Origin of the sequence: Nocardiopsis lambiniae (assembly GCF_031845465.1) — a bacterium.
GTDB lineage: Bacteria > Actinomycetota > Actinomycetes > Streptosporangiales > Streptosporangiaceae > Nocardiopsis > Nocardiopsis lambiniae.
In genome coordinates this window covers 175,035-199,536 of sequence record NZ_JAVREP010000011.1, presented here as the reverse complement: position 1 = coordinate 199,536, position 24,502 = coordinate 175,035, and the positions used below count along the sequence as shown (strand labels likewise).

Sequence of the window (24,502 nt, the reverse complement as noted above, 5' to 3'; positions counted from 1 at the left end):
TCCAAGGCCACCCCCACACCGAGAAGCACCGGTCGGCGGACCGTGCCCCGGCCTCAGGACACGGTGGGCGGCGCGGTACTCTCCCGCGCCACCACCTCTCCCGGCACCGTGATGACCCGGTGCCCCCCCTGATGATCCTCGTCCAAGGCCAGCGCGGCGGCCCGCTCGCCCATCTCCTCCAACGGCAACCGCACCGTGGTCAACCCCGGCGTCAGATCGCGCAGGGTGGGGATGTCGTCGAACCCCGCCACCGACAGGTCCTCGGGCACCCGCATGCCCAGATCGCGCAACGCCGCCATGGCCCCCGTGGCCATGACGTCGTTGACCGCGAACAGACAGGTGGCGTCGGTGCCCAACGTCATGAGCCGACGCGTGGACTCATAACCCCCGTCACGGGTGAACGCCCCGTGCACCACGTTGTGATGGGCCAACTCCAACCCGGCCGCCGACAACGCACCGTGGAAACCGTCCAGGCGCTCACGGGCCGTGCGCAGATCCGTGGGCCCCGCCAGGATCGCGAACCGCCGGTGCCCCAACCCCACCAGATGCCGGGCCAGGGCGGCGGCCCCGGAATGGTTGTCGGGACTGACGGTGTCGGCGGGCAGACCCGGCTGCGACACGCACGCCACCCGACCGCCCTGGCGGCGGAACGCCTCGATCTCCCCGATCAGGCGGGCGTTGCTCTCCTCATCGGTCGAACGCGACCCCACCAGGATCACGGCCTTGGCCCGATGGGAACGCAACGCCGCCAGCACCCGCCCCTCCTTCTGCGCCGACCGGTTCGTGCTGCCCAGCACCAACACCAACCCCCGCTCCTCGGCGCACCGCGTCACCCCGGCCGCGATCGAGGAGAAATAGGGGTCGGAGATGTCATGGACCAACAGGCCCACCAGCGAACTGCTGTTGCGCGCCAACGTCTGCGCGGAGGCGTTGGCCAAATAGCCCAACTCCTCCGCGCTGGCGTTGACCTTGTCCCGCAGCCGTTGACTGACCTGCCGGGTACTGCCGTTGATGACCCTCGAAGCGGTCGCCAGGGAGACGCCCGCGTGCTCGGCCACCTGTTCCAGCGTTACGTAACCGGAGTCCACGCCCCTGGCCCTTCTCGTCCCACGTCCTGGAAAACTCTTTCCCAGAGTAGCCGAGCGCCCGGGACTCCCAGACTTCGCCAATTCAGCGCACCCGATCGGACCGCAACCGGTCACGCCAGGTCGCGGTCGGCGCCCACCCCAGATCACGCCGCGCCTTGGCCGAGGAGAACACCGCCCGCCCGTCCGCCAACGCCCCCGCCACCGGCGCCGAACCCGGATGCGACCGCGCCATCAGCCCGTCCACCGGCCCCACCGCCAACGGATCGGCGGCCACCGCGTTGTACACACCGCCGTGCTCCACCCGCTCGGGGTGCTCCACGATGCGCGCGAACAGGTCCGCGACATCACCGGCGTCCACGTAATTGAACAACGACACCGCCGCCAACGCCGGATCGGCCACCCGATCGGCCATGGTGTGCCCCTGCTGGGTGGGCGCGCCCGCCCACTCCTCGGGGGCGACCACGTACCCCGGACGCACCGCGCACAACGTGCACGCCGAGGAGGTGCGGGCCAACGCCCGCACCGTCTGCTCCACGATCGCCTTGCTCAACCCGTAGGCGTGCCACGGCTCGACCGGGTGCTCCTCGTCCAACGGCAGGTACCGCGGCCGCCACGACGGCGTGTTGTAGCCGTACACGGTGGGACTGGAGGCGGCCACCGCACACCGGGCCCCGCGCTCCACCGCCTCGCCCAGCACCGCCCAGGCCAGACCGGTGTTGACCTGAAGGGTCTCCACGTCCGGCCGGGCGAACGGCACGGCGATCCCCGCCAGATGCACCACCGCCTCCGGACGCGCCCGCTCGAACGCGTCCGCCCGCGCGGCCGGATCGAGCAGATCGGCCCGCACCCCCACCGCCCCCGACGCGTGGGTGTGTTCGACGATGTCCACCGAGGTCACATCGTGTCCTCGGGCGGCCAGCCCGGAGACGACACTGCGCCCCAACCGACCGGCGCCCCCGGTGACGAGCACGCGCATGGATCGTTCCACCTTTCCGGAACTCGAAAAATCGGAGAAAAAGCGTTCAGGGCAGGGCGACGACGGCCGCGGCCAGACCGGCGAGATCACCGACGTGCCCGTCGCACACCGCGACACGCAGCCGCCGACGCAGAACCGCCCCCACCGGCACCGGCAGGCGGACGTCCCAGGCCAGGGCCGGGCCCACCCCCGGGTACTCCCCCGCCCGCACGAACCACGGATCCGTGTGCCCCCCCGGCTGGTGGAACAACAGGGTCCAGGGCCCGCCCGCGTCCCCGACCAGCGCCGACCAGGCGGCACGCGAACCGTGCAGCGCCGCCTCACCCTCCAGACCACCGGGGCCGTGGACGCGCGGCGCCACCGGACCGATCGGCGCCCGCCAGAACAGCCCCCCGTAACCGGCGCCGGGCCGACCGTTGGTGGCCGGGCTGCCGATGTCCAGATCCCGGCCCGAGGTGTTGCGCAGAGCCGTGTCCAGGTCCAGCACCCACACGGCCCCGTCCAGGGGGCGGGCGCGCAGACGACGTTCCTCGCGCACCAACTCCCCACCGTCGGGACCGGTCCAGGACAACTCCTCCACACCCCCGCCCCCACCATCGCCACGCCACGACAGACGCCGCTGCCGACCGTGGTTGTCGAGCAGCACCGACCCCCGGTCGGGGGTGAACGTGCGCCCGCCCCAGAAACTGACACCGGAGACGTCGGGCACCGCCACCCCCACCCCCAGATGGTGCCGATGATCGGCGGGCAGCACCTCGGTCACCGTCGTCCCGCCCAGCGTGCGCACCGGGTGCAGGTACGGGCGGGGCGACAGCCGGGGCTCGATGTCGGTGCCGTCGACGCCGACGGCCACCACGGTGCCGTCGATCACGAGGTTCATCGGTGGACCTCCACGTTCGGGCGCGCCCAGGGCACGCCCAGCTCGGAGAACAGGGACAGGGACTCGGCGCTGCGGACCACCAGGTCGGCGATGCCGTGCACGGAACGGTGGACCACCCCGTCCTCCTCCCGCACCTCCTGGTGCTCGGGCCCGATGGACAACGGATCGGGCGCGGTGCGCACCGCCTCCAGGACGTGCATGAAACCGCGCGTGGCCGCGGGCGGCACCGACAGCGGCGCGCCGTGGCGCACGTGGTCGACCAGATCGGCCACCAGATTGCGACGCAGATGGGTGGTGACGTGCGGAGCCCGTCCCGGACGGTGCAGCGCCACCCGGTCCAGGGTGTACTCCAGCTCGATCCGTCCGCGCTCGCCGTGCACCACCAGCATCGGCGGGACGCTCTCGGGGGCGCACAGGGTCACCGCGAGGGTGACGACGGTCCCGTCGGCGGTGCGCAACCGCAACGCCGAGGTGTCGTCGCTCTCGATGGGATGGGCCCGGTGCAGCTCCACCTCGATCCCCAGGGGCGGCCGATCGCCGCCCCCGGCCACGGCCAGGGCCGTGGCGGTGGCGTGCGCGAAGGGGTTGGTGAGCGCGCCGTCCACGACGTCACGCCCGTCCAGGCGACGCCGCCCGGCCCAGGGTGCGCGGGCGTAGTACGCCGAGGTGCGCTTCCACGCCCCCCACCCGCCGATGCCGCGCACCCGCCCCACCGCCCCCTCCGCGATGAGGGAGCGGACCGCGTCCACGGCCGCCGACCCCAGACTCTGGAACCCGACCTGACAGGCGAGGTCGGAGGCCTCGACCGCGTCGACCAACCGGTCGAACTCGGCCAGGGTCGCGGTGGTGGGCTTCTCCAGCAGCAGGTGGGAACCGTGCTCCAGGGCGAGAAGGGCCAACGGCAGGTGGGTGTGGATGGGGGTCACCAGGACGGTGATGCGCGCCCGCGTGCGCTCCAGCGCCGTGGACAGGTCCTCGAAGAACGGGACGGGCCCGTGCCCCTCCAGGTCGTCGTCGGGGGCGGGCGGCACCCGGTCGCACACCCCCACCAGCCGCACCAGACCCGAGGCGGCCAGGGGGAGCAGGGAGCGCAGCTGGGAACGGCCGTGGCCGTGCAGGCCGACCAGCAGCAACGGGACGGGGTCGGCGACGGGCACGCTCATCCGGTCTTCCCCGCGCGCAGGTCGGCCACGCGCACCGGAGCCCCCGAGGCCATGGAGGCGTTGGCGGCCAGCCCGGTGAGCAGGGCGTTGCCGCCGTCGGCGTGGTCGGGGCGGATACCGTCGTCCACCCGCCCCAGGAGGGCGTCGAGCATGGCGGTGTCACCGCCGCCGTGACCGCCCTCGCCCACCTCCACGGAGATCTCCTGCGGGGCCTGCCAGTGGCGGCGCAGCAACAGCCGGGAGACGGTGTCCTCCTTGGGCGCGGGCATGCCGCGCACCGGGTTGGTCTCGTCGCGGCCGGGCGTGGTGCGGTCGAACTCCACCATGTCGAGTTCGAGGCGGCCCCGACTGCCGGTGATCGTCAACCGGTAGCCCTCCCAGGGGGCGTAGGCGGTGAGGTGGTAGGTGAGCCGGGCCCCGGTGTCGTAGCGCACCAGGACCGACATGTCGTCCTCGATGGTGATGCCGGGACCGAACACGTTGAGGTCGCGGCGGTAGCCGTCCTCATGCTCGGCGTCCAGGTACAGGGCGGTCAGGTCGGGGCTGTCGGCCAGGTGCAGGGCGAAGGGGTCGTCCTGGGCGGTGTCGGCGCCGTGGCCGCGCTCGTAGTCGGCGGCCACACCGTGCCGGCGGCCGTTCTCCTCACCGTAGAAGAACAACCTCCCCGAGGCGAAGACCTCGTCGGGACGGGCGCCGATCCACCAGTTGACCAGGTCGAAGTGGTGGCTCGCCTTGTGGACGAGCAGACCCCCCGAGCGGGTCTTGTCGCGGTGCCAGCGGCGGAAGTAGTCGGCGCCGTGGCGCAGGTCCAGCAGCCATTCGAAGTGGACGGAGCCGACCTCTCCGACGGCGCCCTCGGCGATGAGCTCGCGGACCTTGCGGTGGACGGGGTTGTAGCGGTAGTTGAAGCCGACGGTGACGCGCCCGCCGGTGCGCTCCCGGGCCTCCTCGATGCGGCGCAGCCCCTCCAGATCGGTCGTCATGGGCTTCTCGGTGATGACGTCGGCCCCGTGCTCCAGGGCGGTGACGATGTAGTCGGCGTGGGTGTGGTCGACGGTGCACACGATGACCTCGTCCACGGCCCGTTCCACGAGCATGCGGGCGAAGTCGTCCGCGTGGTGGGTGGGCACGGGGTCCAGGCCGGCCTCGGTGACGATCCGGTTGTGCACGGCCATCCGGGTGGCGTTGGTGTCGCACAGGGCGACCAGGGCGCCGTGCCGGCGGTGGCCGCCGGTGAGCGCACGGGTGTACATCCGGGCCCGGGAACCGGTGCCGACGATCGCGTACCTGCGTTGCGTGGTGTGGTTCACACCGAGATGGTAAACGCTTTCCGAACAAGACCACAATGGCCCCGCGAAGATCATCGGGGTGGAATCCCGGGGTCCGGGGGTCGCCGGGGAGGTTCGGCGGGGCCCGAAAAGCCCTCCGGGGGACGCCCTCCGGGCCGATCGGGAAGGTAACGATCCGGCCTGCGGTTGTCGCGGGAGGGGAAACCGGGCGTTGACACCCATGTAACCCGGTGCTAGAAACTGAACATCTTAGTAGCTGGATAGCGCTTACCAACTCATCACCTGCGAATTCCCGCAGTGTTCTCGGACACAGGGCCCATGGGACCCCGTGTCCCGCGCCCTCCCCGACCAGATTGGTGGTCTCTGAGCATGAATCCCGGTACGCGCGTCCCCACCTCGCAGTGGGAGACGGCCCCGAGAGGAGGCGGGTCCCCGTGAGCGCACTCCTCCAACGGAGGCCCGGGGCGGCCCCGGTGTCCGAGCCCTCGGCACGTCCCCGCCGCGCCAAGGCGGGCCGGGCCGGCACCGGTCGCCACAAGCGGGAGAACCTCGCCGCCTACGCCTTCCTGGCACCCTGGTTCGTCGGCCTGGCCCTCATCACCGCAGGCCCCCTCCTGGCCTCCCTGTACTTCTCCTTCACCGACTACAACCTCATCGGCGACCACGAGTTCATCGGGTGGGCCAACTACGAGCGCATGCTCGACGACGCCCGCCTGCACAGCTCCCTGAGGGTCACCTTCGTCTACGTGTTCGTGTCGGTGCCGCTCCAGCTCGCCATGGCCCTGGCCCTGGCGATGGTCCTGGACCGGGGTGTGCGCGGCCTGCCCCTGTACCGGTCGGTGTACTACCTGCCGTCCCTGCTCGGCGGCAGCGTCGCCATCGCCATCCTGTGGCGCCAGGTGTTCGGCGCCCAAGGCCTGGTCAACCAGGTCCTGGCGGTCTTCGGGATCCAGGGCGAGGGCTGGGTGTCCCACCCCGACCACGCCCTGAGCACCCTCATCGTGCTCAACGTGTGGACCTTCGGCGCACCCATGGTCATCTTCCTGGCCGGGCTGCGCCAGATCCCCGCCATGTACCACGAGGCCGCCGCGGTCGACGGTGCGGGACCGGTGCGCCGTTTCTGGCACATCACCGTCCCCATGCTCACGCCCATCATCTTCTTCAACCTCGTGCTGCAGATCATCAACGCCTTCCAGACCTTCACCCAGGCGTTCATCGTCAGCGGCGGCACCGGCGGCCCCTCCGACTCGACCCTCTTCTACACGCTCTACCTCTACCAACGGGGTTTCGGGGCGTTCGACATGGGCTACGCCTCGGCGATGGCCTGGCTCCTGCTGATGATCATCGGAGGGTTCACCGCCGTGAACTTCCTCGCCTCCAAGTTCTGGGTCTTCTATGGCGACTGAGACGAGGTCCCCCGCGCGCTCCAACGACGCCGGCAAGCGGACCGCACACATCCGACGACTCCTCGTCCACATCGGACTCATCGGCTTCGGCCTGGTGATGCTCTACCCGCTGCTGTGGATGCTGTCGAGCTCCTTCAAACCCACCGCGGAGATCTTCCGGGAACCGGGGCTGATCCCCTGGAACTTCACCCCGGAGAACTACAGCGAGGGCTGGACCGCCCTCCAGTACCCCTTCCACCACTACCTGCTCAACTCCGCGATCGTGGTGGGCGGATCCATCGTCGGCAACCTCATCGGCTGCTCCATGGCCGCCTACGCCTTCGCCCGCCTGGAATTCCGCGGAAAGCGGCTCTTCTTCGCGATCATGCTGGCCACGATCATGCTGCCGATCCACGTCGTGATCGTGCCCCAGTACATCCTGTTCGCACAGCTGGACTGGATCAACACCTTCTACCCGGTCATCGTCCCCAAGCTCCTGGCCACGGACGGCTTCTTCATCTTCCTGATGGTGCAGTTCATCCGCGGCCTGCCCCGCGACCTGGACGAGGCGGCGCGCATCGACGGCTGCGGACACGTGCGCATCTTCCTGCGCATCATCCTGCCGCTGTCGATGCCGGCACTGGCCACGACCGCGATCTTCACCTTCATCTGGACCTGGAACGACTTCTTCAGCCAGCTCATCTTCCTCACCCGGCCCGACATGTACACGGTCCCGGTGGCGCTGCGCACCTTCGTCGACTCCAGTTCCCAGACCTCCTGGGGTCCCCTGTTCGCCATGTCGGTCGTGGCACTGGGACCCGTGTTCGGATTCTTCCTGGCCGGTCAGCGCTACCTCGTCAAGGGCATCGCGACCACAGGCATCAAATGACGGAAAGGACCCATCCCCCCATGAACATCCTCCCCGAAGGCCGACGCCCGCGTCGCCTCCTCACCCTCACCGCCGTGGCGGCGTCACTGGCCCTGATGACCTCCGCCTGCGGCGGAGGCGGCTCCGACAGCGACGACGGCGTCGTCGAACTGCGCTACTCCTGGTGGGGCTCCGACGACCGCCACTCCACCCTCCAGCAGGTCATCGACGTCTTCGAGGCGCAGAACTCCGACATCCGCATCGTCGCGGACTACACCGACTGGGGTTCCTACTGGGACAAGCTGGCCACCTCCACCGCCGCCGGCGACGCACCGGACATCATGATGCAGGAGGAGCGCTACCTGCGCGAATACGGCGACCGGGGTGCCCTGGCCGACCTGTCGGAGTTCGGTGACCACCTGGACCTGTCCAAGGTCGACCCGCTGGTCGCCGAGAGCGGCGACCTGGACGACAAGACCTACGGCATCGCCAGCGGCGTGAACGCCTACGCGGTCATGGCCGACCCCAAGGCGTTCGAGGCCGCCGGCGTGGAGATGCCCGACGACTCCACCTGGAGCTGGGAGGACTACGTCGCGCTCTCGGCCGAGATCACCGAGGCCTCCGGCGGCGACATCGTCGGCACCCAGAGCATGTCCTACAACGAGTCCGGGTTCCAGATCTTCGCCCGCCAGCACGGGGAGAACCTCTACAACGAGGACGGCACCCTGGGCTTCTCCGAGGACACCCTCGCCGCCTGGTTCGAGATCACCAAGGAACTGCTGGACGAGGGCGGCCAGCCCTCCGCGTCCGAGAGCGTGGAGATCGAGGCGGGCGGCCCGGACCAGTCGGTGCTGTCCACCAACGCCGGCGCCATGGCCCACTTCTGGACCAACCAGCTCGGCGGCATCACCGAGGCCTCCGGCAGCGACATCGAACTCCTGCGCTACCCCGGTGAGACCACCGGCGAGCGCACCGGCATGTACTTCAAGCCCGCCATGTTCTACGCCGTCTCGGCCGGCAGCGAGCACCCCGAGGAGGCCGCCCGGTTCGTCGACTTCATGCTCAACAGCAACGAGGCCGCCGAGCTGATCCTGTCCGACCTGGGCCTGCCCGCCAACGTGGACGTGCGCGCCCAGATCCTCAGCTCCCTGCCGCCCGCCGACGAGCGCAGCGCCGTGTTCCTGTCCGAGGTCGAGGGCACCATCGTCGACGGCAACCCGCCGCCGCCCATCGGCGCCGGCCAGGTCGTGGAGATCACCAAGCGCGTGACCGACTCGATGGCCTTCGGCGACCTCACCCCCCAGGAGGCCGCCGAGCAGTGGATGTCGGAAGTGGAGGCCGCCACCGGCTCCCAGTGACCCGTTCCCGTGACGCGGGGCCGACCACTCCCGGTCGGCCCCGCGCCCGTGTCCGGGCGGGATCATCGCGCCCGCACCCGCCTGTGACGAAGACCCGACCCACGGGTCCGGCGATCCGGGAGCGGACGGACATGACCGATGACGTGGAACGCCCCGGGGGGCACACCGCGCCCGCCCGGATCAGGCCCCCAGGTAACGCAGCACCGCGCGCACCCGACGACTGTGCCCCGTGCCGCGGTCCAGGTCCAACTTGTCGAAGATCGCGTTGACGTGCTTCTCCACCGCGCTCAACGAGACGTGCAACCGGGCCGCGACCGACGGGTTGTTCCACCCCTGCGCCATCTGCTCCAACACATCGCGCTCACGCGGGGTCAACCGCGCCAGCGGATCGGCGCGGCCGGCGTGCGCCAACAGACGACGCACCACCTCCGGGTCGAAGGCCGCACCGCCCCCCGCCACCCGCTCCAACGCGTCCAGGAACTCCCCCACCTCCGACACCCGGTCCTTGAGCAGGTACCCCACCCCGCCCGAGGAACCCGCGAGCAGCTCGGTGGCGTAGCGCCGCTCCACGTACTGCGACAACACCAGCACCGCCACCCCCGGGTGCTCGGCGCGGACGCGCAACGCCGCCCGCAACCCCTCATCGGTGTGGGTCGGCGGCATCCGCACGTCCACCACCGCCGCGTCGGGCACCCACCGGGCCACCTCCACGAGCAGGGCCTCGGCGTCCCCGACCGCCGCCACCACCTCGTGCCCCTCCTCCTCCAACAGGCGCACCAACCCCTCCCGCAACAGGACCGAGTCGTCGGCGATCACCACACGCATGGAACGTCCCTCTTCTCGTCTTCTCGCCCCCCGGCGAGGCCGATCACCGGGGCAGGACGGCGCGCACGGTCGTGGGGCCGCCCGCGGGACTGTCCACCGACAGTGTGCCGTCCAGCGCGGCGACCCGCCGCGCCAACCCCGTCAGACCGCCCCCGGTCGGGTCGGCGCCGCCCCGACCGTCGTCCAGGACACGCAGGTCCCACACACCCCCCGCGTCGTCCACCTGCACGATGACCTCGCCCGCCCCGGAATGCTTGACGGCGTTGGTGATGGCCTCCCGGGCCACGAAGTACAGGGCCGTGGCCGGCACCCCCACCGGCGCCTCCCGCACCCGCACCGTCACCGGCAGCGGACACCGGTCGGCGACCTCCACCAGGGCCGACTCCAACCCCAGGGTGTCCAGCGCGTTCGGATAGACCCGCCAGGCCACGTCGCGCAACTCCTCCAACAGCACCCGCGCCTCGGTGTGCGCCGCCCCCACCAGCTCGGCCGTCCGCCCCGGATCACGGCCCCGCCGGGCCCGTCCCAGCAACATCGCCAACGCCACCACCCGCTGCTGCACACCGTCGTGCAGATCGCGTTCGATACGGCGCCGCTCCTCGTCCACCGCCCGCACCACCTCCGCCCGGGTGCGCGTCAACTCGTCGATGCGCCGCACCATCAGATCGTGGACGCTGGGGCCCACCAGACGGCGGGCCAGCCGCACCTCCACCGCCCCCGTCGCCTCGGTCCCCGCCCACAGCAGCAGGACCGCACCCACACCGAAGAGCCCGCCCAACGCCAACGAGGACACGTGCATGCTCACCCCCGTCATCCGGATGTCCACCATGGAAGCGCCCCCCGTGACGGCGTCCCACACCAGACCCCCCGCGAACAGCGACGCCATCCCACCCAGGACGAACAGCAGCACCAGGGACACCACCGCCACCGGCAACCGGGCCAACAGATAGAGCACCCGGGGCCCCGCCCCCGGATCGGCACGGACCCACGTCCCGTACCAGCGACCCAACCGCGCCAGATCCCGATCGGCGATCCGCACCGCCCACCCCGCGACCCGGGGCCGCGCCGCGGGCCACAGGGCGACCACCGCCGCCACCGCCCACACCACCGTGGCCGCCGCGGTGACCTGCCCCACCACCACCCCGCCCAGGCAACGGCCGCACCGGCGCCCCACCGACGCGACCGGCTCCCACCATCGTCCTACGGCCACCGGACCCTCCCCCTCAGACGTCCCGGCGGGTCGGCACCACCGACGCCACCGACGCCCGGCACAGCAGTACCACGCCCCCGACACAGAGGGTGAGCCCGACCCCGACCCAACGCGCAGGGGGTGCCCGGGAACGCCGCACCGGCGGCGAACGACAACCGGTCGGCGAGGCCGGGGCCCGGCCATGGTGCCGCCCACCGGCCGACGGTGCGGTCTTGCGCAGGGCCCCCCGCGCTCCCACCGCGTCATGGACGTCGTCCCCGACCGCCACCGGCGAGGGCGGACCCTGCCCGTTCGGCCCCCGCCGGCCCGCAGCGGCGGTAGCCTCGATGCGTCATCACCGCACAGGGGCAGACAGGGGAGGACGACCGTGTCCGACAGGTGGACCGCGATCGACTTCGAGACCGCCAACCAGGACCGGGGCAGCGCCTGCGCCGTCGGTCTGGTCAAGGTCCGCGACGGGGTGATCGTGGACCGCCACACCACCCTCATCCGCCCGCCCGCCGGGATCGACTTCTTCTCCCACCACAACATCGCCGTCCACGGCATCACCCCCGCCGACGTCGCCGACGCCCCCACCTGGGAGACCGTGCACGGACGCATCGTGGAGTTCGCCGACGGCGACCCGCTGGTGGCGCACAACGCCCCCTTCGACATGGGGGTGCTCGCCCGGGCCTGCGCGCACACCGGCCTGGCCCACCCCGACTGGGACTACGCCTGCACCCTGGCCCTGTCCCGCCGCACCTGGGCCGACCTGCCCGACCACCGGCTGCCCACCGTCAGCGCCCACATCGGCCACCGGGTCACCCACCACCACCGGGCCGACGCCGACGCCGAGGCCGCCGCGCGCATCGCCATCGCCGCCATGGAACGGCACGGCACGACCTCCCTGGCCGACCTGGCCCGCGCCGCCGGCGGGCTGCGCCGAATGGCCGCCACCGCCGCCCCCACCCCCGCCCCCGTGGCGGTGCCCGTGCGCGCGCCGGCGGGCGGCCAGGACCGCTTCGCGCGCTGGCAGCGCGCCGCCAAGGCCGACCTGCCCGCGCCCTCCCCCGACGCCGACCCCGCCGGCCCCCTGTACGGCAAGGTCGTGTGCGTCTCCGGCGACCTGGCGTCCATGGACAAACCCGAGGTGTGGCGGCGCATCGCCGAGGCCGGCGGCACCCCCGCCAAGAACGTCACCAAGAAGACCGACGTGCTCGTCACCGGTGTCGGTGACGGCACGGGCAAGACCGCCAAGCACCGCCAGGCCGAGACCTACGTCGAACGCGGCCAGCGCATCGACTTCGTCACCGAGCCCGACCTCCTGGTGCTGCTGGGCATGACCACCGGCGCCTGACACCGGGACGGGGCCGCCCGCCGGACGGCCCCGCGACACTCCCGGCCCCTACTTGGGGAAGCGCAGGATCGCCCCGCCGTCCGCGGCGGTCTCCCCGTGCTGCAACACCTCCATGAACCCGGCGTCGGACATCGCCGCCGAACGCAACATCAGCGCGCTCGCCGGCGCCTTGAAGGCCCTGTCCGGGTCGTCCAGCTGCGTCGGCTTGGCCGCCACCAGGATCGGCTCGGTGGGCGAACCCCACAGGTCGGGTTCGCCGTCGCGCTCGGCCCCCAACAACAGGGTCCGCACACGGGCCTCCGACAGCATCGGCAACGTGGACTCCGTGCCGCGCACCGCCTGGTCGTGGGCCAACTTGCGCTCGAACTCGTCCAGCGCCTCGTCGTGGGAGTCCACCACGAACGCCCGCAACGCCTCCGCCGCCGCCTGGTGCAGCCGCTCCTCCGCGTCCGGGCCGCCGCGCCCGCCCGGCACCACCTGGATCGGGATGGAGAGCTTGCGCTCGTGCATGTTCTCGCGCAGGTAGGCGATGGCCTCGTCGTCCCCGCCGACGAGGATGATCCTCGCGTCCACCTCCGCCACGGCCTCGCGTACGAGCTCGGCGAGCCGGGCCGTGTTCTCCCGCCAGGTCTCCAGGGGGTACTGCTTGCGGACGAAGTCGCCGCCGTACCCGCCCAGGTTGCCCGGCCCGCCCCGCCCCATCGTGGGGATGTTGTGCAGGTCGGCGCCGGTGAAGGACTTCTCCGTCACCGGCTTGGGGTCGGGCTCACCGGCGTAGGCGTACACCTTCGCGTTGACCCGGTCCAGGGCCACCAGCGCGTACGGCAGGTGCCGGCCCCGGTCCACCACCACCGGCAGCGTGTCCGCCACCGGCGACCACAGCGCCCGGTCCCGGGAGGGCGGCTCGCTCAGCGTGTACACCCCCAGCAGGCGCCCCTCGGAGGCGTACAGGGCGTGGCCGTGCTCACCGAAGGCCCGGGAGGTGCCCTCCCTCACCGCCTCCCCCAGCACCTTCAGGTCGGCCTCGTCGGCACCCGTCGCGGCGAGATCCTCGCGCAGGTGACGCCAGCTCAGTTCGATCTTCTTGTCGGCGTCGATGGTGGCGCGGCTGGTGTCCAGAAGCACCGAGGCCACCGGGGCGTCGCTCTCGTACAGCGGTCGCAGAAAACCCAGATCCATGTATCCGCGGGGCGCGGTCTCCACCTCGCCCCGCCCACCTCCTTCTCGGGGTCGGCCTGTTCGGGCCATCCTCAGGGGACGGTGCCGCCCACCGTAACCGCCCACGTCGCCGGTGTCACAAGTCCTTGCCCAACGATGTCCCGGCCTTGCCCGAGATCGGGCCCGCCCACCGACCCGACCTCACGGACACCGCGACCGTCGGGTGCGACCGCGTCCCGCCTGCGCAACGCCGGTGCCGGGCGAAGGGGACGACCGTGCCGCAGGGGCCGAACCGGGCCCTGGAACCGGCCCAGGAGAACACCGGGGAATCGTTGGACACGCAGGCGATGGCGCGTGTCGCGCCCACCACCCGCGCCACCCGCTCCGCGCCCGGCCGCGATGCCGCCATCGGAGTACGCGCGCAGACACCGCCCGACCCTCGCCCACCGCGGGACCCACCGGGAACACACGTACAGTACATTTGTACATGTACATCTGTTCCATAACGTGCGAGGAGCCCGACCATGGAACGAGAACAACGGCGCCCCACCCCACCGCCCCGCGCCCGCCGCGACCCCCACGGCCGCCGACACGCCATCGTCGAGGCCGCCGCCGACCTCATCGTCCACCAGGGCGCCGCCGACCTCACCCACCGCCGCATCGCCTCCCGGGCCCGGGTGCCCCTGGGCTCCACCACCTACTACTTCTCCTCACTGACCGAACTCAAGGTCGCCGCCCTGGAACACCTCACCACCGAATGCGACGCCTGGCTCCAACGGGCACGCACCGCCCTGGCCGACCACGACGGCGACCCCATCGGACTGTGCGCCCTGCTCGCCGACTACCTCGCCGACCGCGACCGGGTCCACACCGACTTCGCCCTCACCTCCGCCGCCGCCGGCGACCCCGCCCTGCGCCCCCTGTCCCTCATCTGGTTCGACGGCCTCGTGGAACTCCTGAGCGAATACACCGACCCCCACACCGCGCACGCCATCACGGTCTTCACCGACGGCGCCGTCGTCCACGCCCTCCTGCACGACACCCCCCTGGACACCACCACCCTGCACCGCACCATCACCGCCCTCATGAGAGCGGCGGCCGAGAGGACCCCGTGACGACCTCCCCCCTGCCCCGGACCACCGCCCCCGCCCCCACACGACGCCGCCGCTGGGCCGGACTGATCGTCCTGTCCGCCAGCCTGCTCGTCGTGGCCATGGACATGACCATCCTCAACGTGGCCCTGCCCGACCTGGCCGCCCACCTGCGCCCCACCGCGGGCCAACAACTGTGGATCGTCGACGTCTACTCCCTGGTCCTGGCCGGACTGCTCGTACCCATGAGCGCCCTCGCCGACCGGTGGGGCCGCCGCCTGATGCTGCTGGCCGGGTTCGCCGTGTTCGGCGGCGCCTCCCTGCTCGTCCTCCTCGCCGACACCCCCGCCGCCGTCATCGCCGTACGCGCCCTGCTCGGCGCCGGCGGCGCCATGATCATGCCCACCACCCTGTCGATGATCCGCACCCTCTTCCCCGACCCGCGCGAACGCGCCACCGCCCTGGGAGTGTGGGCGGCCACCTCCTCCCTGGGCATGGCCGTGGGCCCCATCCTCGGCGGACTACTGCTCCAACACTTCTCCTGGCACGCCGCGTTCCTGGTCAACGTGCCGCTCATGATCGCCGCGATCATCGCCGGCCTGCTCCTGCTCCCCGAGGCCCGCGACCCCTCCCCCGGCCGCTGGGACGCCCTCGCCACCCTCCAGGCCATCACCGGCATGCTCGCCCTGGTGTGGTCCATCAAACACTTCGCCAAGGCCGGCCCCGGCGACCCCCTGGGCTGGGCCGCGCTCGCCGCCGCCCTGACCATCCTCACCTGGTTCGTACTGCGCTGCCTGCGCCGCCCCGACCCCCTGCTGGACGTACGCCTGTTCACCCGACGCCCCTTCACCGCGGGCGTCCTGGCCGCACTGGCGTCCATGTTCGCCATGGCCTCCCTGCTCCTGCTGGTCGCCCAATGGCTGCAACTGGTCCTGGGCGCGTCCCCCTTCATGGCCGGGGTGTACCTGACCCCCATGGCCCTGGGCGCCGTCGTCGCCTCACCCCTGGCCCCCTGGCTGGCCGCCCGGATCGGCGCGCGCACCACCCTGGCCGGCGGCCTGGCCGTGGCCGGCACCGGATTCCTCCTGCTGTACCTGGCACCGAGCCCACCGGCCCACCCCGTGGTCCTGCTCTCGCTGCTGATGCTGGGGATCGGCGCGGGCGCGCTGGCCATCGCCTCCGCCATCATCATGTCCGGCACCCCCCAGACCAAGGCCGGCAACGCCGCCGCCATCGAGGAGACCGCCTACGACCTGGGCAACGTCCTGGGGGTCGCCGTCGTCGGCTCCATCGCCGGCGTCGTCTACCGCGCCCACCTGGACGTGACCGACCTGACCGGACCCACCCCGGCGGACCTGGCCGCCGCCCGGGAATCGCTCGGCGCCGCCCTGGAGGTCGCCGAACGCGCCCAGAGCACGGACCTGGCCACCCGCGCCGGCACGGCCTTCACCGAGGCCCTCGTCCAGACCGGCCTCATCGGCGCCATCGTCATGTTCACCGCCGCCGCGGTGGTCTTCGCCCTGGTACCCCGCGACCTGGACCTGGCCACCCAGCAGCACTGACCGCCTCCCGGCCCCGGCCCGCGCCGGGGCCGGAACGCGCGCTCACAGATGGGGGGCGCGCACCCGGGCACGGGAACGCTCCAGGAAACGCCGCAACACCTCGTTGAACCGCTGGGGACGCTCCAGATTGGGCAGATGCCCCGCACCCTCGATGATCTCCACCACCGAGTCGGGGATGCGCACGTGCATGGCCTCGGTGAAGTCCGGCGGGGTGAACACGTCCTCCTGGCCGGCCACCAGCAACGTCGGCGCCGAGATACGACGCAGCAACGGCACGTGGTCCGGCCGCTGCGCCCGCCCCTCCAAGGCGGCAGCCGCCCCCTCGGGCGGAGCCGCGTACATCATCGCCCGCACATGGTCGGCGACCGCCGGCAGGGCCCGCACGTTGGCCTCGGTCATCATCCCGACCAACACCTCGTCGGTGTAACCGCCCATGCCCTGCGCCCGCAGCCGCCGGGCCATCGCCCGACGCCCCGCCCGGCCCTGCTCCGTCTCGGCGTAGGGGTTGGTGGCGGCCAGGGTGAGACAGTCGACCCGGTCGGGGAAGAGCCGGCACAACTCCAAGGCGATCTGGCCGCCCATCGACAACCCCACCACGCCCACCACGTCCAACCCCAGATGCTCCAGGAGCGCGTCCTGATCACGGGCGAAGGCGTCCATGGTCGTGACACCGGGCACCACGGTACTGCGCCCGTACCCGCGCAGATCGGGCGCGATCACCCGGAACCCGCGACCGGCCAACGCCCTGACCTGCGGTTCCCACATGGTGTGGTCGAAGGGGTGCCCGTGCACGAACAGGATCGGATACCCCACACCGAGGTCCACATAGTGGACGTCGATACCGCGCACGCGGGCGGTACGCGATCCGTCGCTGTTCACGGGGTTCGTCTGATGTGCCACAAGAAACGATGCTATTCACCCGCGCAAGGGCATCGATCCGTGGGGGCCCACCCTGGAGACGACGGAAACGACGGGAACCGTACGCGATCCCGGCCCCCACACGCCGTGACCCACCGTCCCCGGACAGGCCACGGCGTGGTGAAGAGCACCCCGTCCTCCCCCGGACCCGGGACACCCCACCGGGGAAGACGCCCCGGCGACCCCTCGGGGCCGACCACGACGCCTTCCCGACGAGAACCCCCTACCTCCCCACCGCGGGGACCGATCGCCTCGCACACCCCAGGACGCACGCCGCCACCAGATAGGGCACGGCGAACAACGCGAACGCCGGCCCGTGCCCCGTCACCACGAACACCGCCGCGTACAACGGATAGGAGACCGTGGTGACCAGGTCCACCCCCAACCCCGCCACCGAGGTCACCGTCGCCCTGGCCGAACCGGTGATGCGCTCCTGCAACCGGGCGTCGGCGACCACGCTCGCGGCCTGGCACACACCGAACCCGGCCCCCAGCGACACCCACCCCACCGGACCGCCCATCAGGGAACCCGCCGCGATGGCCACCGCCGCCGCACCCAACAACACCGCGAACGCACCGGCCGGCAGACGCGAGACCGGACCCGCCACCAGACCGCCCAGGGTCACCCCGGCCCACACCACCGCCACCACCACCGGCACCGTCTCCACCGGCACACCCTCGGCGGCCACCAGCAACGGCACGTACTCGTCCAGCACACCCCAGACGGAGGTGACCACCACGAGCATGAGGATCGCACCGCGCACCCGACGGTCCCCGCGCGCCTGGGCCAGACCGGCCCGCAACGCGGCGACGTACTCCGAAGGGCCGGTCGGCTCCTCGTCCTCCTCGCCCTCCTCGGCCGGATCGTGCGCCCGACCGGCCGGGGCGCCGCCACGCCCGTGCCCCGGTGCGTGCGGCGCAACCGGCACGTCGCCCCCACCGGAACCGGCCGGCCCGGTGGCCTCGGCGTCGTCGGCCTCGGGGGCCGACCGGTGCTCGGGCAGGGCCAGACCGGCCAGGGCGCACACCGCGCACACCGCGACACTGGCCGCACCCACCGCGTCGTACCCGCCCCAGGACATCACCGGCACCGCCATCAGGGTCGCCGCACCCACCGCGGCCACACCCAACGCCCGGGTCACACCCATCACCCGCGCATAACGGTCCGCGACCCCACGGTGGGCCAACTCGGTGTAGACCAACGCCTCCAAGGCACCCGAGGACAGGGAACCGCCCACACCCCACAACACGAACCCCAGGGCGAACACCCCGTACCCGGGAGACCACGACCACAGGGCGAACGCGGCACCGGCGAACACCGGGGCGGCGGCCAGCAGGTACCGACGCGGGACCACGTCGGCCAACGCCCCGGCGGGCACGGACGTGAGCAGACCCGTCACCGACCAGAGCACGAAAAGGGAACTGATCTGCGCCACCGACAGGCCGTGGTCGGCGAACAACAGCACGTACACCGGGTACAGGAGGACGAACTCCTCCGACGCCGCATAGGCGTACAGGGGCCCGGTCACACGGGACACACGCGCGCCGCACGCGCGTGGGAACGAGAGGAACATGGAGGTCTTTCGGTCGAACGTGCAGGGACACCGGAGAACACCACCACCCGGTGGCGCCCGTGCACGGACCGAGGACCATCGTGGAACTTAATGTCGCTTGCGCATGGGACCAGCATACGCCGCCGACCCCGCCCGGGGCCGGCGGTTCACGGAACCAGGGCCCGACACGCCCCGCCCGACGCAGGGTGCGCGTCAGCACCCGGGGGCGGGCCCGCCCCCCCACCGCCGACGGCACCGGCACCGCCCCGTGAGACCGCCGCACGCCGTTCTCCTCACCCGCGGCGGACCGTGGGGACGCCCCCGATCACGGTGCGACCGCGACCCGCCCGACACCCCACCCCCCGACCATCGCTCAATGCAACCGATTCGTCACCGAACGAGGCACGATGTTCACCCCAGGAGGGTTGGGACGTTCCCCCGCCCGTGGCCGGATGGGACACGGCCCCGCCGCTCCCGCGGCGAGCACACCCGCACCCCAGGAGAACACCCATGCCGGGAACCCCCCACGACCCGAACCACCCCCACACCACCCGACGCACGGTCCTGGCCGGCGGCGCCGCCCTGGGCGCCGCGGCACTGGTGGGCGCCGCCACCCCCTGGAACGCACCCGCCGGCGCCACCCCTCGCGCCACCCCCCTCACCGACCCCTTCACCCTCGGCGTCGCCTCCGGCGACCCCGACCACGACAGCGTCGTCCTGTGGACCCGCCTGGCCCCCGACCCCCTCGCCCAGGACGGCCTGGGCGGCATGCCCGACCGCGACGTCGACGTCCAGTGGCAGATCGCCCAGGACGAGCGCTTCACCCGCGTCACCGCCACCGGCACCACCACCACCGGCCCCGACCGCGCCCACTCCGTCCACATCGAGGCCCGAGGACTGCGCCCGGGAGCCCACTACCACTACCGGTTCCGGGTCGGCACCCACATCAGCCCCGTCGGCCGCACCCGCACCACCCCCGCCCCCGGCGCCCGCGTCGACCGGTTCGCGTTCGCGTTCGCCGGCTGCCAGAGCCTCACCCACGGCCACTACACCGCCCAACGCCACCTCGCCGACGAGGACCTGGACCTCGTCGCGTTCCTGGGCGACTACATCTACGAGACCGGCGAGGCCGGATCGGTGGGCCGCCCCCACGTACCCGCCCGCGAGGTCCACACCCTCGCCGAGTACCGGATCCGCCACGCCCAGTACAAGAACGACACCGACCTCCAGGCCGCCCACGCCGCGTTCCCCTGGGCGGTGGTCTTCGACGACCACGAACTGGACAACAACTGGGCCGACGACCACCCCTACGGCGGACAGCCCTCCGAGGCGTTCCTCCAGCGCCGCGCCGACGCCCTCAAGGCCTACTACGAGCACATGCCGCTGCGGCCCGCACAACGCCCCCAGGGACCCGACCTGCACCTGTACCGCCGGCTGGCGTTCGGCCGCCTGGTCGACCTGCACCTGCTCGACACCCGCCAGTACCGCGACCCACAGTCCCCACCCGACCGGGAGGACCCCGCGCGCACCCTGCTGGGCGCCGACCAGAAACGGTGGCTCCTGAACGGGCTGTCCGCCTCCCGGGCACAATGGAACATCCTCGCCCAACAGGTGTTCTTCTCCCAACGCGACTTCGCCGCCGGAGACCCCACCCGCTTCAGCGACGACGCCTGGGACGACTACAAGGTCGAACGCGACGAGGTCCGCGACCACCTCGCCGGGGTGCGCAACCCCGTGGTGATCACCGGGGACGTGCACGCCGGCTACGTGGTGGACGTCAAAGCCGACTTCGACGACCCCGCCTCGGCCACCGTCGCCACCGAACTGGTGGGCACCTCCCTCACCAGCGGCGGCGACGGCACCGACCAGAACCCGGGCGACGCCGTACAGCTCGCCGAGAACCCCCACATCACCTTCATCGACCGCAGACGCGGCTACGTGCGCAACGTGGTCACGCCCACCGAGTGGACGGCCGACTACCGGACCGTGGCACGGGTGTCGGTGCCCGGGGCGCCGATCACCGACCGGGCCCGCTTCGTCATCACCGACGGCGTCCCCGGAGCCGCACCGCAGGGCTGAGACCCGCGGGGGCCGGCCCCCACCGGCCCCCCGCTCAGGAACCGTCGGGGGCGATCCACAACGCCTCGGCGGCGACCAACCCCAGTGACCGGTCGTGGGCCGGGGTCTCGTGGTCGGGGCGCACGGCGATGCGCAGCGACCCGGCGAAGGGCTGACGCTCCACGACCCGCACGCTCATACCGATGCCGATCTCGATGTCGGCCAGGTAGCGCAACAGGTGGGGGTCGGTGTCGTTGACGCGCACGATGACGCCCTCCACCCCCTCCTCGGCGTCCGACAACAACACCGAGGGGCGTTCGACGATGTGGCCCTCGCTGGTGGGAATGGGGTCGCCGTGCGGATCCACGACGGGATCGCCCAGATAGGAGGCGATACGGTCGACGAACTTGTCCGACACCACGTGTTCGAGGATCTCGGCCTCGTCGTGGACCTCGTCCCAGGAGTACCCCAGGGCGGCCACCAGATAGGTCTCCAACAACCGGTGGCGGCGCAGCACCGACAGGGCCGCCTTGGTGCCCGCCTCGGTGAGACTCACCGTCCCGTAGCGGCGGTGCTCGACCAGGCCCAGCTCACCGAGCTTGCGGAGCATGCCCGACACCGACGAATTGGACACCGACAGCCGCTCGGCCATCCCGGAGATGGTGACCGGCCCGGTACCGCGCTCCTGGAGGTCGTAGACGACCTTCACGTAGTCCTCAACCGACGTGGACGGCCGTGTCGGGGTGTCGCTCATGCCCACAACCGTATCGCGGACCGCCCACAGGCCACGATCTCCACACCCCCCCGGGGACCTCGGAGACGGGACCCCACTCCGGGCGCACCGCCACCACGCGTCCCGCCCGGACACCGCCCCACCACCGACGCGTCACCCATCCGCGAAGGACAACCCCCGGGCGGCCAGCTCCCGCTCCAGGACACGGATCGCCTTGGGACCCACACCGTGGATCTTCAGCAACTCCCCCGCGGTCACCCCCGTCAACTGATCGAACCGGGTGTAACCGTGAGCGGCCAGCTCCCGCGGGGCGACCCTGCCCATGCTCGCGGGGAACTCCGTGGGCGGCACCCTCTCCGACTCGACCATGGCGGACCTCCCGGCGTCACTCGACCGTCCCCCCGACCCTAACCCCCACCGACGACGGGATCAGGCCCGACACCCCCCGCCCTCCGGCACCAGGACGGGCCCGCCACGGGAGACCACCCGCACCCCCGCCGGGCCGACCTCACGGATCTGCAGGGAACCGCACGCACAGCGCACCCACACCGTCATCCCCGCGGCGGTGGCATGCCGGGACACCACACGGAAGGGCCGACCATCGGGCCAACCGCAGTACGGGCACACACTCGTCATCGCTTCCCCGTCCTTCGTCGCCGAAAACCTGACCCCTCCAGCCTCTCCCCACCGACCTTCAATGTCCACGTTGAATTCATGGACCAGACCATGAAGGATGAACTACATGATCGATCTACGGCGCCTGCGCGTCCTACGCGCCGTCGCCCACTACGGAACCGTCACCGCCGCCGCCGAAGCGCTGCACATGACCACCTCCGCCGCGTCCCAACAGGTCCGCCTGCTCGCCCGGGAACTCGACGTCACCCTCCTGGAACCCCGGGGGCGCGGCGTACGCCTGACCCCGGCGGCGCACGGCCTGCTGGCACACGCCGACGACATCACCGCCCGCTGGGAACGCGCCGAGATCGAACTGCGCGGCCTGGGCACCGAACCCGCCGGCCCCCTGCGGGTGACCGGATTCCCGGTGGTGCTCTCCCGCCTGCTCGCCCCCATGGCCGCCGCACTGACCGCCGCCCACCCCCGCCTGGACGTGCGCCTGTCGGAGAACGACCCCGAGCGCGCCCTGGACCTGCTGTTCCAAGGCGAGGTCGACCTCGCCGTCATCGAGGCCTCCCCCACCACACCACCGCCCACCGACACGCGCTTCGACCAGACACCCCTGCTCGACGACGCCCTGGACCTGGTGGTGCCCCGCGACCACCCCTTCGCCGACCGCACCGAGATGCCCCTGGCCCAGGCCGCCGGCCAGACCTGGGTACTGCCCCCGGCGGACACCACCTGCCACGCCCACGCCGTGTCGGCCTGCGGCGCGGCCGGGTTCACCCCGCACGGCCCCCACGGGGCACGGGAGTGGAACGCCATCGCCGCCATGGTCGCCCACGGCCTGGGAGTGGCGCTCATCCCCCGACTGGCCGACCTGCCCCCACTGCCCGTCGTCCGCGTCCCCCTCAAGGGCACACCGGCCCCGGCCCGCAAGATCCTCACCTGCACCCGCCGGGGATCGCGCACACACCCCGCCGTCGTCGCCGCCCTGACCACGCTCACCGACCTGTCCGCCACCGCCACCGCCCCGAGAGGGTGAGGCCCGCCCCGACGGTGGGCCTCGACCCGCTCCACACCCCGGCGGCCCCGGGCGTCCAACCCCGACACCCGACCCCACCGGTGACGGCGCGATCCGCCGGTACCGCCCGACCCCATGGACCACACGGGCGGGGACGACCCCCGCCCCCACACCCCGAAGGACCACCGTGGACCGGCACACCATCGTCGAGGGCACCGAGGCCGACCACCCCGCCTGCGCCGAACTGTGGACCCGCGCCGTCGCCCACCGCGACGGCACCGCCCCCGACCCCGTGGTACGCGCCCGCGCCGAACGCCGACTGCTCCACACCCCCCGACTCCTCCTGCTCCTGCGCACCCCCGCCCTGGACGGCTACACCCTCACCCGCCTGCCCACCGGCGGCGAGCGCACCGCCCACCTGACCCACCTCGCCGTGGCCCCCGCCCTCCAGGGCACCGGATGGGGCCGCCGCCTCATGGACACCACCCTGGCCCGCGTGGCCGCCCACGCCGACTCCCTCACCCTCGAAGTCCTGCACGCCAACACCGCGGGCCGCGCCCTGTACGAGTCCACCGGCTGGTACCCCGTCGGCGAAAGCAGCTTCCCCGAGTCCGGCATCCCCAACATCGTCTACCGCAAGGACCTGTGACCGACGGACCCCGCCGATCCGCCCATCCCGCACACCCCCATATGTAAAACATCATTGACATCATGTCCGCCATGCCTGACACTGAGTCTTAGATATTTGACATGGAGGCGGACATGACATTCGAAGAAAGACGCGTGTGGATCTACACCGCGATCGCCCTGATCATCCCGGTGATCTACACCGCGATCATCGCCACCCGACTCACCGACACCCCACCCGAACACATCACCTACACACGCCCCCTGCTCATCGCCATCGGCACCGCCCTGGCCGCCAACCTCCTCCTCACCGTCATCGCCGGCGCCCTATGGCCACGCGACGCCCACCTACGCGACGAACGCGACACCGAGATCGACCGCCGCGGCCTGCGCTGGGAATTCATCGCCCTGGCCATCGGCGCCGCGGCGGCCCTCGCCCTCACCCTCACCCGAGCCGACCACTTCTGGATCGCCCACACCCTCTACCTCGGATTCGTGCTCTCCGCACTGACCTCATCGGCCGCCCGCATCATCGCCTACCGCCGAGGAATGTGAACCGTGCCCAAGAAGACCCGGGTGACCAACACCATCCGCGCCCTGCGCTTCGCACACGACGAAATGACCCAGGCCGACCTCGCCGAACGCGTCGGAGTGACCCGCCAGACCATCATCGCCATCGAACAAGGCCGCTACTCCCCCTCACTGGAGACCGCGTTCCTCATCGCCCGCGTCTTCGGAACCCGCCTCGACGACGTCTTCCACTACCCCGAAACCTGAACCCCGAGC

The 24,502-nt window shown here is 71.9% G+C and carries 23 protein-coding genes; 11 read left to right on the top strand and 12 right to left on the bottom strand.

The features are described from left to right. Positions 1-53: 53 nt before the first annotated feature. The 5 genes from RM479_RS17790 to RM479_RS17770 form a co-directional block, all read right to left on the bottom strand. Positions 54-1,088, bottom strand: a complete 1,035-nt coding sequence (locus RM479_RS17790) for a LacI family DNA-binding transcriptional regulator (RefSeq protein ID WP_311512839.1) — start codon at positions 1,086-1,088, stop codon at positions 54-56. 82 nt (positions 1,089-1,170) lie between these two features. Continuing rightward, the gene (locus RM479_RS17785; RefSeq protein ID WP_311512838.1) at positions 1,171-2,064 is read right to left on the bottom strand and encodes an NAD-dependent epimerase/dehydratase family protein; all 894 of its coding nucleotides are present in this window, start codon (positions 2,062-2,064) and stop codon (positions 1,171-1,173) included. Between the two features lie 46 nt (positions 2,065-2,110). After that, positions 2,111-2,944 carry a DUF6807 domain-containing protein gene (locus tag RM479_RS17780; protein ID WP_311512837.1) on the bottom strand — a complete coding sequence of 278 codons (834 nt, stop codon included), beginning with the start codon at positions 2,942-2,944 and terminating at the stop codon, positions 2,111-2,113. Beyond that, positions 2,941-4,107, bottom strand: a complete 1,167-nt coding sequence (locus tag RM479_RS17775) for a Gfo/Idh/MocA family protein (protein ID WP_311512836.1) — start codon at positions 4,105-4,107, stop codon at positions 2,941-2,943. The genes RM479_RS17780 and RM479_RS17775 overlap by 4 nt, the downstream gene beginning before the upstream one ends. Continuing rightward, positions 4,104-5,417 carry a Gfo/Idh/MocA family oxidoreductase gene (locus tag RM479_RS17770; RefSeq protein ID WP_311512835.1) on the bottom strand — a complete coding sequence of 438 codons (1,314 nt, stop codon included), beginning with the start codon at positions 5,415-5,417 and terminating at the stop codon, positions 4,104-4,106. The genes RM479_RS17775 and RM479_RS17770 overlap by 4 nt, the downstream gene beginning before the upstream one ends. Before the next feature lie 413 nt (positions 5,418-5,830). On the opposite strand from RM479_RS17770, the gene RM479_RS17765 reads away from it, so the two are divergent. The 3 genes from RM479_RS17765 to RM479_RS17755 are packed head-to-tail and all read left to right on the top strand — an operon-like array spanning position 5,831 to position 9,007. Then, positions 5,831-6,802 carry a carbohydrate ABC transporter permease gene (locus tag RM479_RS17765; RefSeq protein WP_311512834.1) on the top strand — a complete coding sequence of 324 codons (972 nt, stop codon included), beginning with the start codon at positions 5,831-5,833 and terminating at the stop codon, positions 6,800-6,802. After that, a complete protein-coding gene (locus RM479_RS17760) occupies positions 6,792-7,670 on the top strand; it encodes a carbohydrate ABC transporter permease (protein ID WP_311512833.1) in 879 nt (292 codons plus the stop codon). Before RM479_RS17765 ends, RM479_RS17760 begins: the two co-directional genes overlap by 11 nt. 20 nt (positions 7,671-7,690) lie before the next feature. After that, positions 7,691-9,007 carry an ABC transporter substrate-binding protein gene (locus RM479_RS17755; RefSeq protein ID WP_311512832.1) on the top strand — a complete coding sequence of 439 codons (1,317 nt, stop codon included), beginning with the start codon at positions 7,691-7,693 and terminating at the stop codon, positions 9,005-9,007. Between the two features lie 180 nt (positions 9,008-9,187). Here RM479_RS17755 and RM479_RS17750 read toward each other — a convergent pair whose 3' ends face one another. Both RM479_RS17750 and RM479_RS17745 read right to left on the bottom strand, forming a co-directional pair. After that, on the bottom strand, positions 9,188-9,832 hold the full coding sequence (locus RM479_RS17750) for a response regulator transcription factor (protein ID WP_311512831.1): 645 nt from the start codon (positions 9,830-9,832) through the stop codon (positions 9,188-9,190). 43 nt (positions 9,833-9,875) lie between these two features. Beyond that, positions 9,876-11,042 (bottom strand): sensor histidine kinase, encoded by a 1,167-nt coding sequence (locus RM479_RS17745; protein WP_311512830.1) that lies wholly within the window; start codon positions 11,040-11,042, stop codon positions 9,876-9,878. 367 nt (positions 11,043-11,409) lie between these two features. Between RM479_RS17745 and RM479_RS17740 the strand changes: the two genes are divergently transcribed. After that, a complete protein-coding gene (locus tag RM479_RS17740) occupies positions 11,410-12,378 on the top strand; it encodes an exonuclease domain-containing protein (protein WP_311512829.1) in 969 nt (322 codons plus the stop codon). A 48-nt stretch (positions 12,379-12,426) separates the two neighbouring features. Here the strand turns inward: RM479_RS17740 and RM479_RS17735 are convergent, their stop codons facing one another. Next, a complete protein-coding gene (locus tag RM479_RS17735; protein WP_311512828.1) occupies positions 12,427-13,557 on the bottom strand; it encodes a baeRF2 domain-containing protein in 1,131 nt (376 codons plus the stop codon). A gap of 503 nt (positions 13,558-14,060) precedes the next feature. Here RM479_RS17735 and RM479_RS17730 point away from each other — a divergent pair. Together RM479_RS17730 and RM479_RS17725 are read left to right on the top strand one after the other, a co-directional pair. Further along, positions 14,061-14,651, top strand: coding sequence for a TetR/AcrR family transcriptional regulator (locus tag RM479_RS17730; RefSeq protein ID WP_311512827.1), 591 nt, complete (start codon positions 14,061-14,063; stop codon positions 14,649-14,651). After that, positions 14,648-16,189, top strand: coding sequence for an MFS transporter (locus RM479_RS17725; protein ID WP_397222453.1), 1,542 nt, complete (start codon positions 14,648-14,650; stop codon positions 16,187-16,189). Before RM479_RS17730 ends, RM479_RS17725 begins: the two co-directional genes overlap by 4 nt. A gap of 42 nt (positions 16,190-16,231) precedes the next feature. Here the strand turns inward: RM479_RS17725 and RM479_RS17720 are convergent, their stop codons facing one another. Both RM479_RS17720 and RM479_RS17715 read right to left on the bottom strand, forming a co-directional pair. Further along, the gene (locus tag RM479_RS17720; protein WP_311512887.1) at positions 16,232-17,038 is read right to left on the bottom strand and encodes an alpha/beta fold hydrolase; all 807 of its coding nucleotides are present in this window, start codon (positions 17,036-17,038) and stop codon (positions 16,232-16,234) included. 292 nt (positions 17,039-17,330) lie between these two features. Beyond that, entirely contained in the window at positions 17,331-18,680 is a 1,350-nt protein-coding gene (locus RM479_RS17715) for an MFS transporter (protein ID WP_311512826.1), read from the bottom strand. 489 nt (positions 18,681-19,169) lie between these two features. Here RM479_RS17715 and RM479_RS17710 point away from each other — a divergent pair, with 489 nt between their 5' ends. Further along, positions 19,170-20,738: an alkaline phosphatase D family protein gene (locus tag RM479_RS17710; protein WP_311512825.1), complete on the top strand. Its 1,569-nt coding sequence runs from the start codon at positions 19,170-19,172 to the stop codon at positions 20,736-20,738. A 34-nt stretch (positions 20,739-20,772) separates the two neighbouring features. Here RM479_RS17710 and RM479_RS17705 read toward each other — a convergent pair whose 3' ends face one another. Both RM479_RS17705 and RM479_RS17700 read right to left on the bottom strand, forming a co-directional pair. Continuing rightward, on the bottom strand, positions 20,773-21,471 hold the full coding sequence (locus tag RM479_RS17705) for a metal-dependent transcriptional regulator (RefSeq protein WP_311512824.1): 699 nt from the start codon (positions 21,469-21,471) through the stop codon (positions 20,773-20,775). Between the two features lie 132 nt (positions 21,472-21,603). Next, positions 21,604-21,819 (bottom strand): helix-hairpin-helix domain-containing protein, encoded by a 216-nt coding sequence (locus tag RM479_RS17700; protein WP_311512823.1) that lies wholly within the window; start codon positions 21,817-21,819, stop codon positions 21,604-21,606. A gap of 373 nt (positions 21,820-22,192) precedes the next feature. Here RM479_RS17700 and RM479_RS17695 point away from each other — a divergent pair, with 373 nt between their 5' ends. The 4 genes from RM479_RS17695 (at position 22,193) to RM479_RS17680 (ending at position 24,493) form a co-directional block, all read left to right on the top strand. Continuing rightward, complete coding sequence (locus RM479_RS17695) at positions 22,193-23,110, top strand: LysR family transcriptional regulator (protein ID WP_311512822.1); 918 nt, start codon at positions 22,193-22,195, stop codon at positions 23,108-23,110. Between the two features lie 166 nt (positions 23,111-23,276). Further along, positions 23,277-23,738, top strand: a complete 462-nt coding sequence (locus RM479_RS17690; RefSeq protein ID WP_311512821.1) for a GNAT family N-acetyltransferase — start codon at positions 23,277-23,279, stop codon at positions 23,736-23,738. A gap of 113 nt (positions 23,739-23,851) precedes the next feature. After that, positions 23,852-24,271, top strand: a complete 420-nt coding sequence (locus RM479_RS17685) for a hypothetical protein (protein WP_311512820.1) — start codon at positions 23,852-23,854, stop codon at positions 24,269-24,271. A gap of 3 nt (positions 24,272-24,274) precedes the next feature. Beyond that, positions 24,275-24,493, top strand: coding sequence for a helix-turn-helix transcriptional regulator (locus RM479_RS17680; protein ID WP_397222449.1), 219 nt, complete (start codon positions 24,275-24,277; stop codon positions 24,491-24,493). Positions 24,494-24,502: the final 9 nt, after the last annotated feature.

Coding starts and splice junctions, on each gene's coding strand:
- RM479_RS17785 (WP_311512838.1), bottom strand. CDS start 2,064: ATGCGCGTGCTCGTCACCGGGGGCGCCGGTCGGTTGGGGCGCAGTGTC.
- RM479_RS17780 (WP_311512837.1), bottom strand. CDS start 2,944: ATGAACCTCGTGATCGACGGCACCGTGGTGGCCGTCGGCGTCGACGGC.
- RM479_RS17775 (WP_311512836.1), bottom strand. CDS start 4,107: ATGAGCGTGCCCGTCGCCGACCCCGTCCCGTTGCTGCTGGTCGGCCTG.
- RM479_RS17760 (WP_311512833.1), top strand. CDS start 6,792: ATGGCGACTGAGACGAGGTCCCCCGCGCGCTCCAACGACGCCGGCAAG.
- RM479_RS17755 (WP_311512832.1), top strand. CDS start 7,691: ATGAACATCCTCCCCGAAGGCCGACGCCCGCGTCGCCTCCTCACCCTC.
- RM479_RS17750 (WP_311512831.1), bottom strand. CDS start 9,832: ATGCGTGTGGTGATCGCCGACGACTCGGTCCTGTTGCGGGAGGGGTTG.
- RM479_RS17735 (WP_311512828.1), bottom strand. CDS start 13,557: ATGGATCTGGGTTTTCTGCGACCGCTGTACGAGAGCGACGCCCCGGTG.
- RM479_RS17730 (WP_311512827.1), top strand. CDS start 14,061: ATGGAACGAGAACAACGGCGCCCCACCCCACCGCCCCGCGCCCGCCGC.
- RM479_RS17715 (WP_311512826.1), bottom strand. CDS start 18,680: ATGTTCCTCTCGTTCCCACGCGCGTGCGGCGCGCGTGTGTCCCGTGTG.
- RM479_RS17710 (WP_311512825.1), top strand. CDS start 19,170: ATGCCGGGAACCCCCCACGACCCGAACCACCCCCACACCACCCGACGC.
- RM479_RS17705 (WP_311512824.1), bottom strand. CDS start 21,471: ATGAGCGACACCCCGACACGGCCGTCCACGTCGGTTGAGGACTACGTG.
- RM479_RS17700 (WP_311512823.1), bottom strand. CDS start 21,819: ATGGTCGAGTCGGAGAGGGTGCCGCCCACGGAGTTCCCCGCGAGCATG.
- RM479_RS17695 (WP_311512822.1), top strand. CDS start 22,193: ATGATCGATCTACGGCGCCTGCGCGTCCTACGCGCCGTCGCCCACTAC.
- RM479_RS17685 (WP_311512820.1), top strand. CDS start 23,852: ATGACATTCGAAGAAAGACGCGTGTGGATCTACACCGCGATCGCCCTG.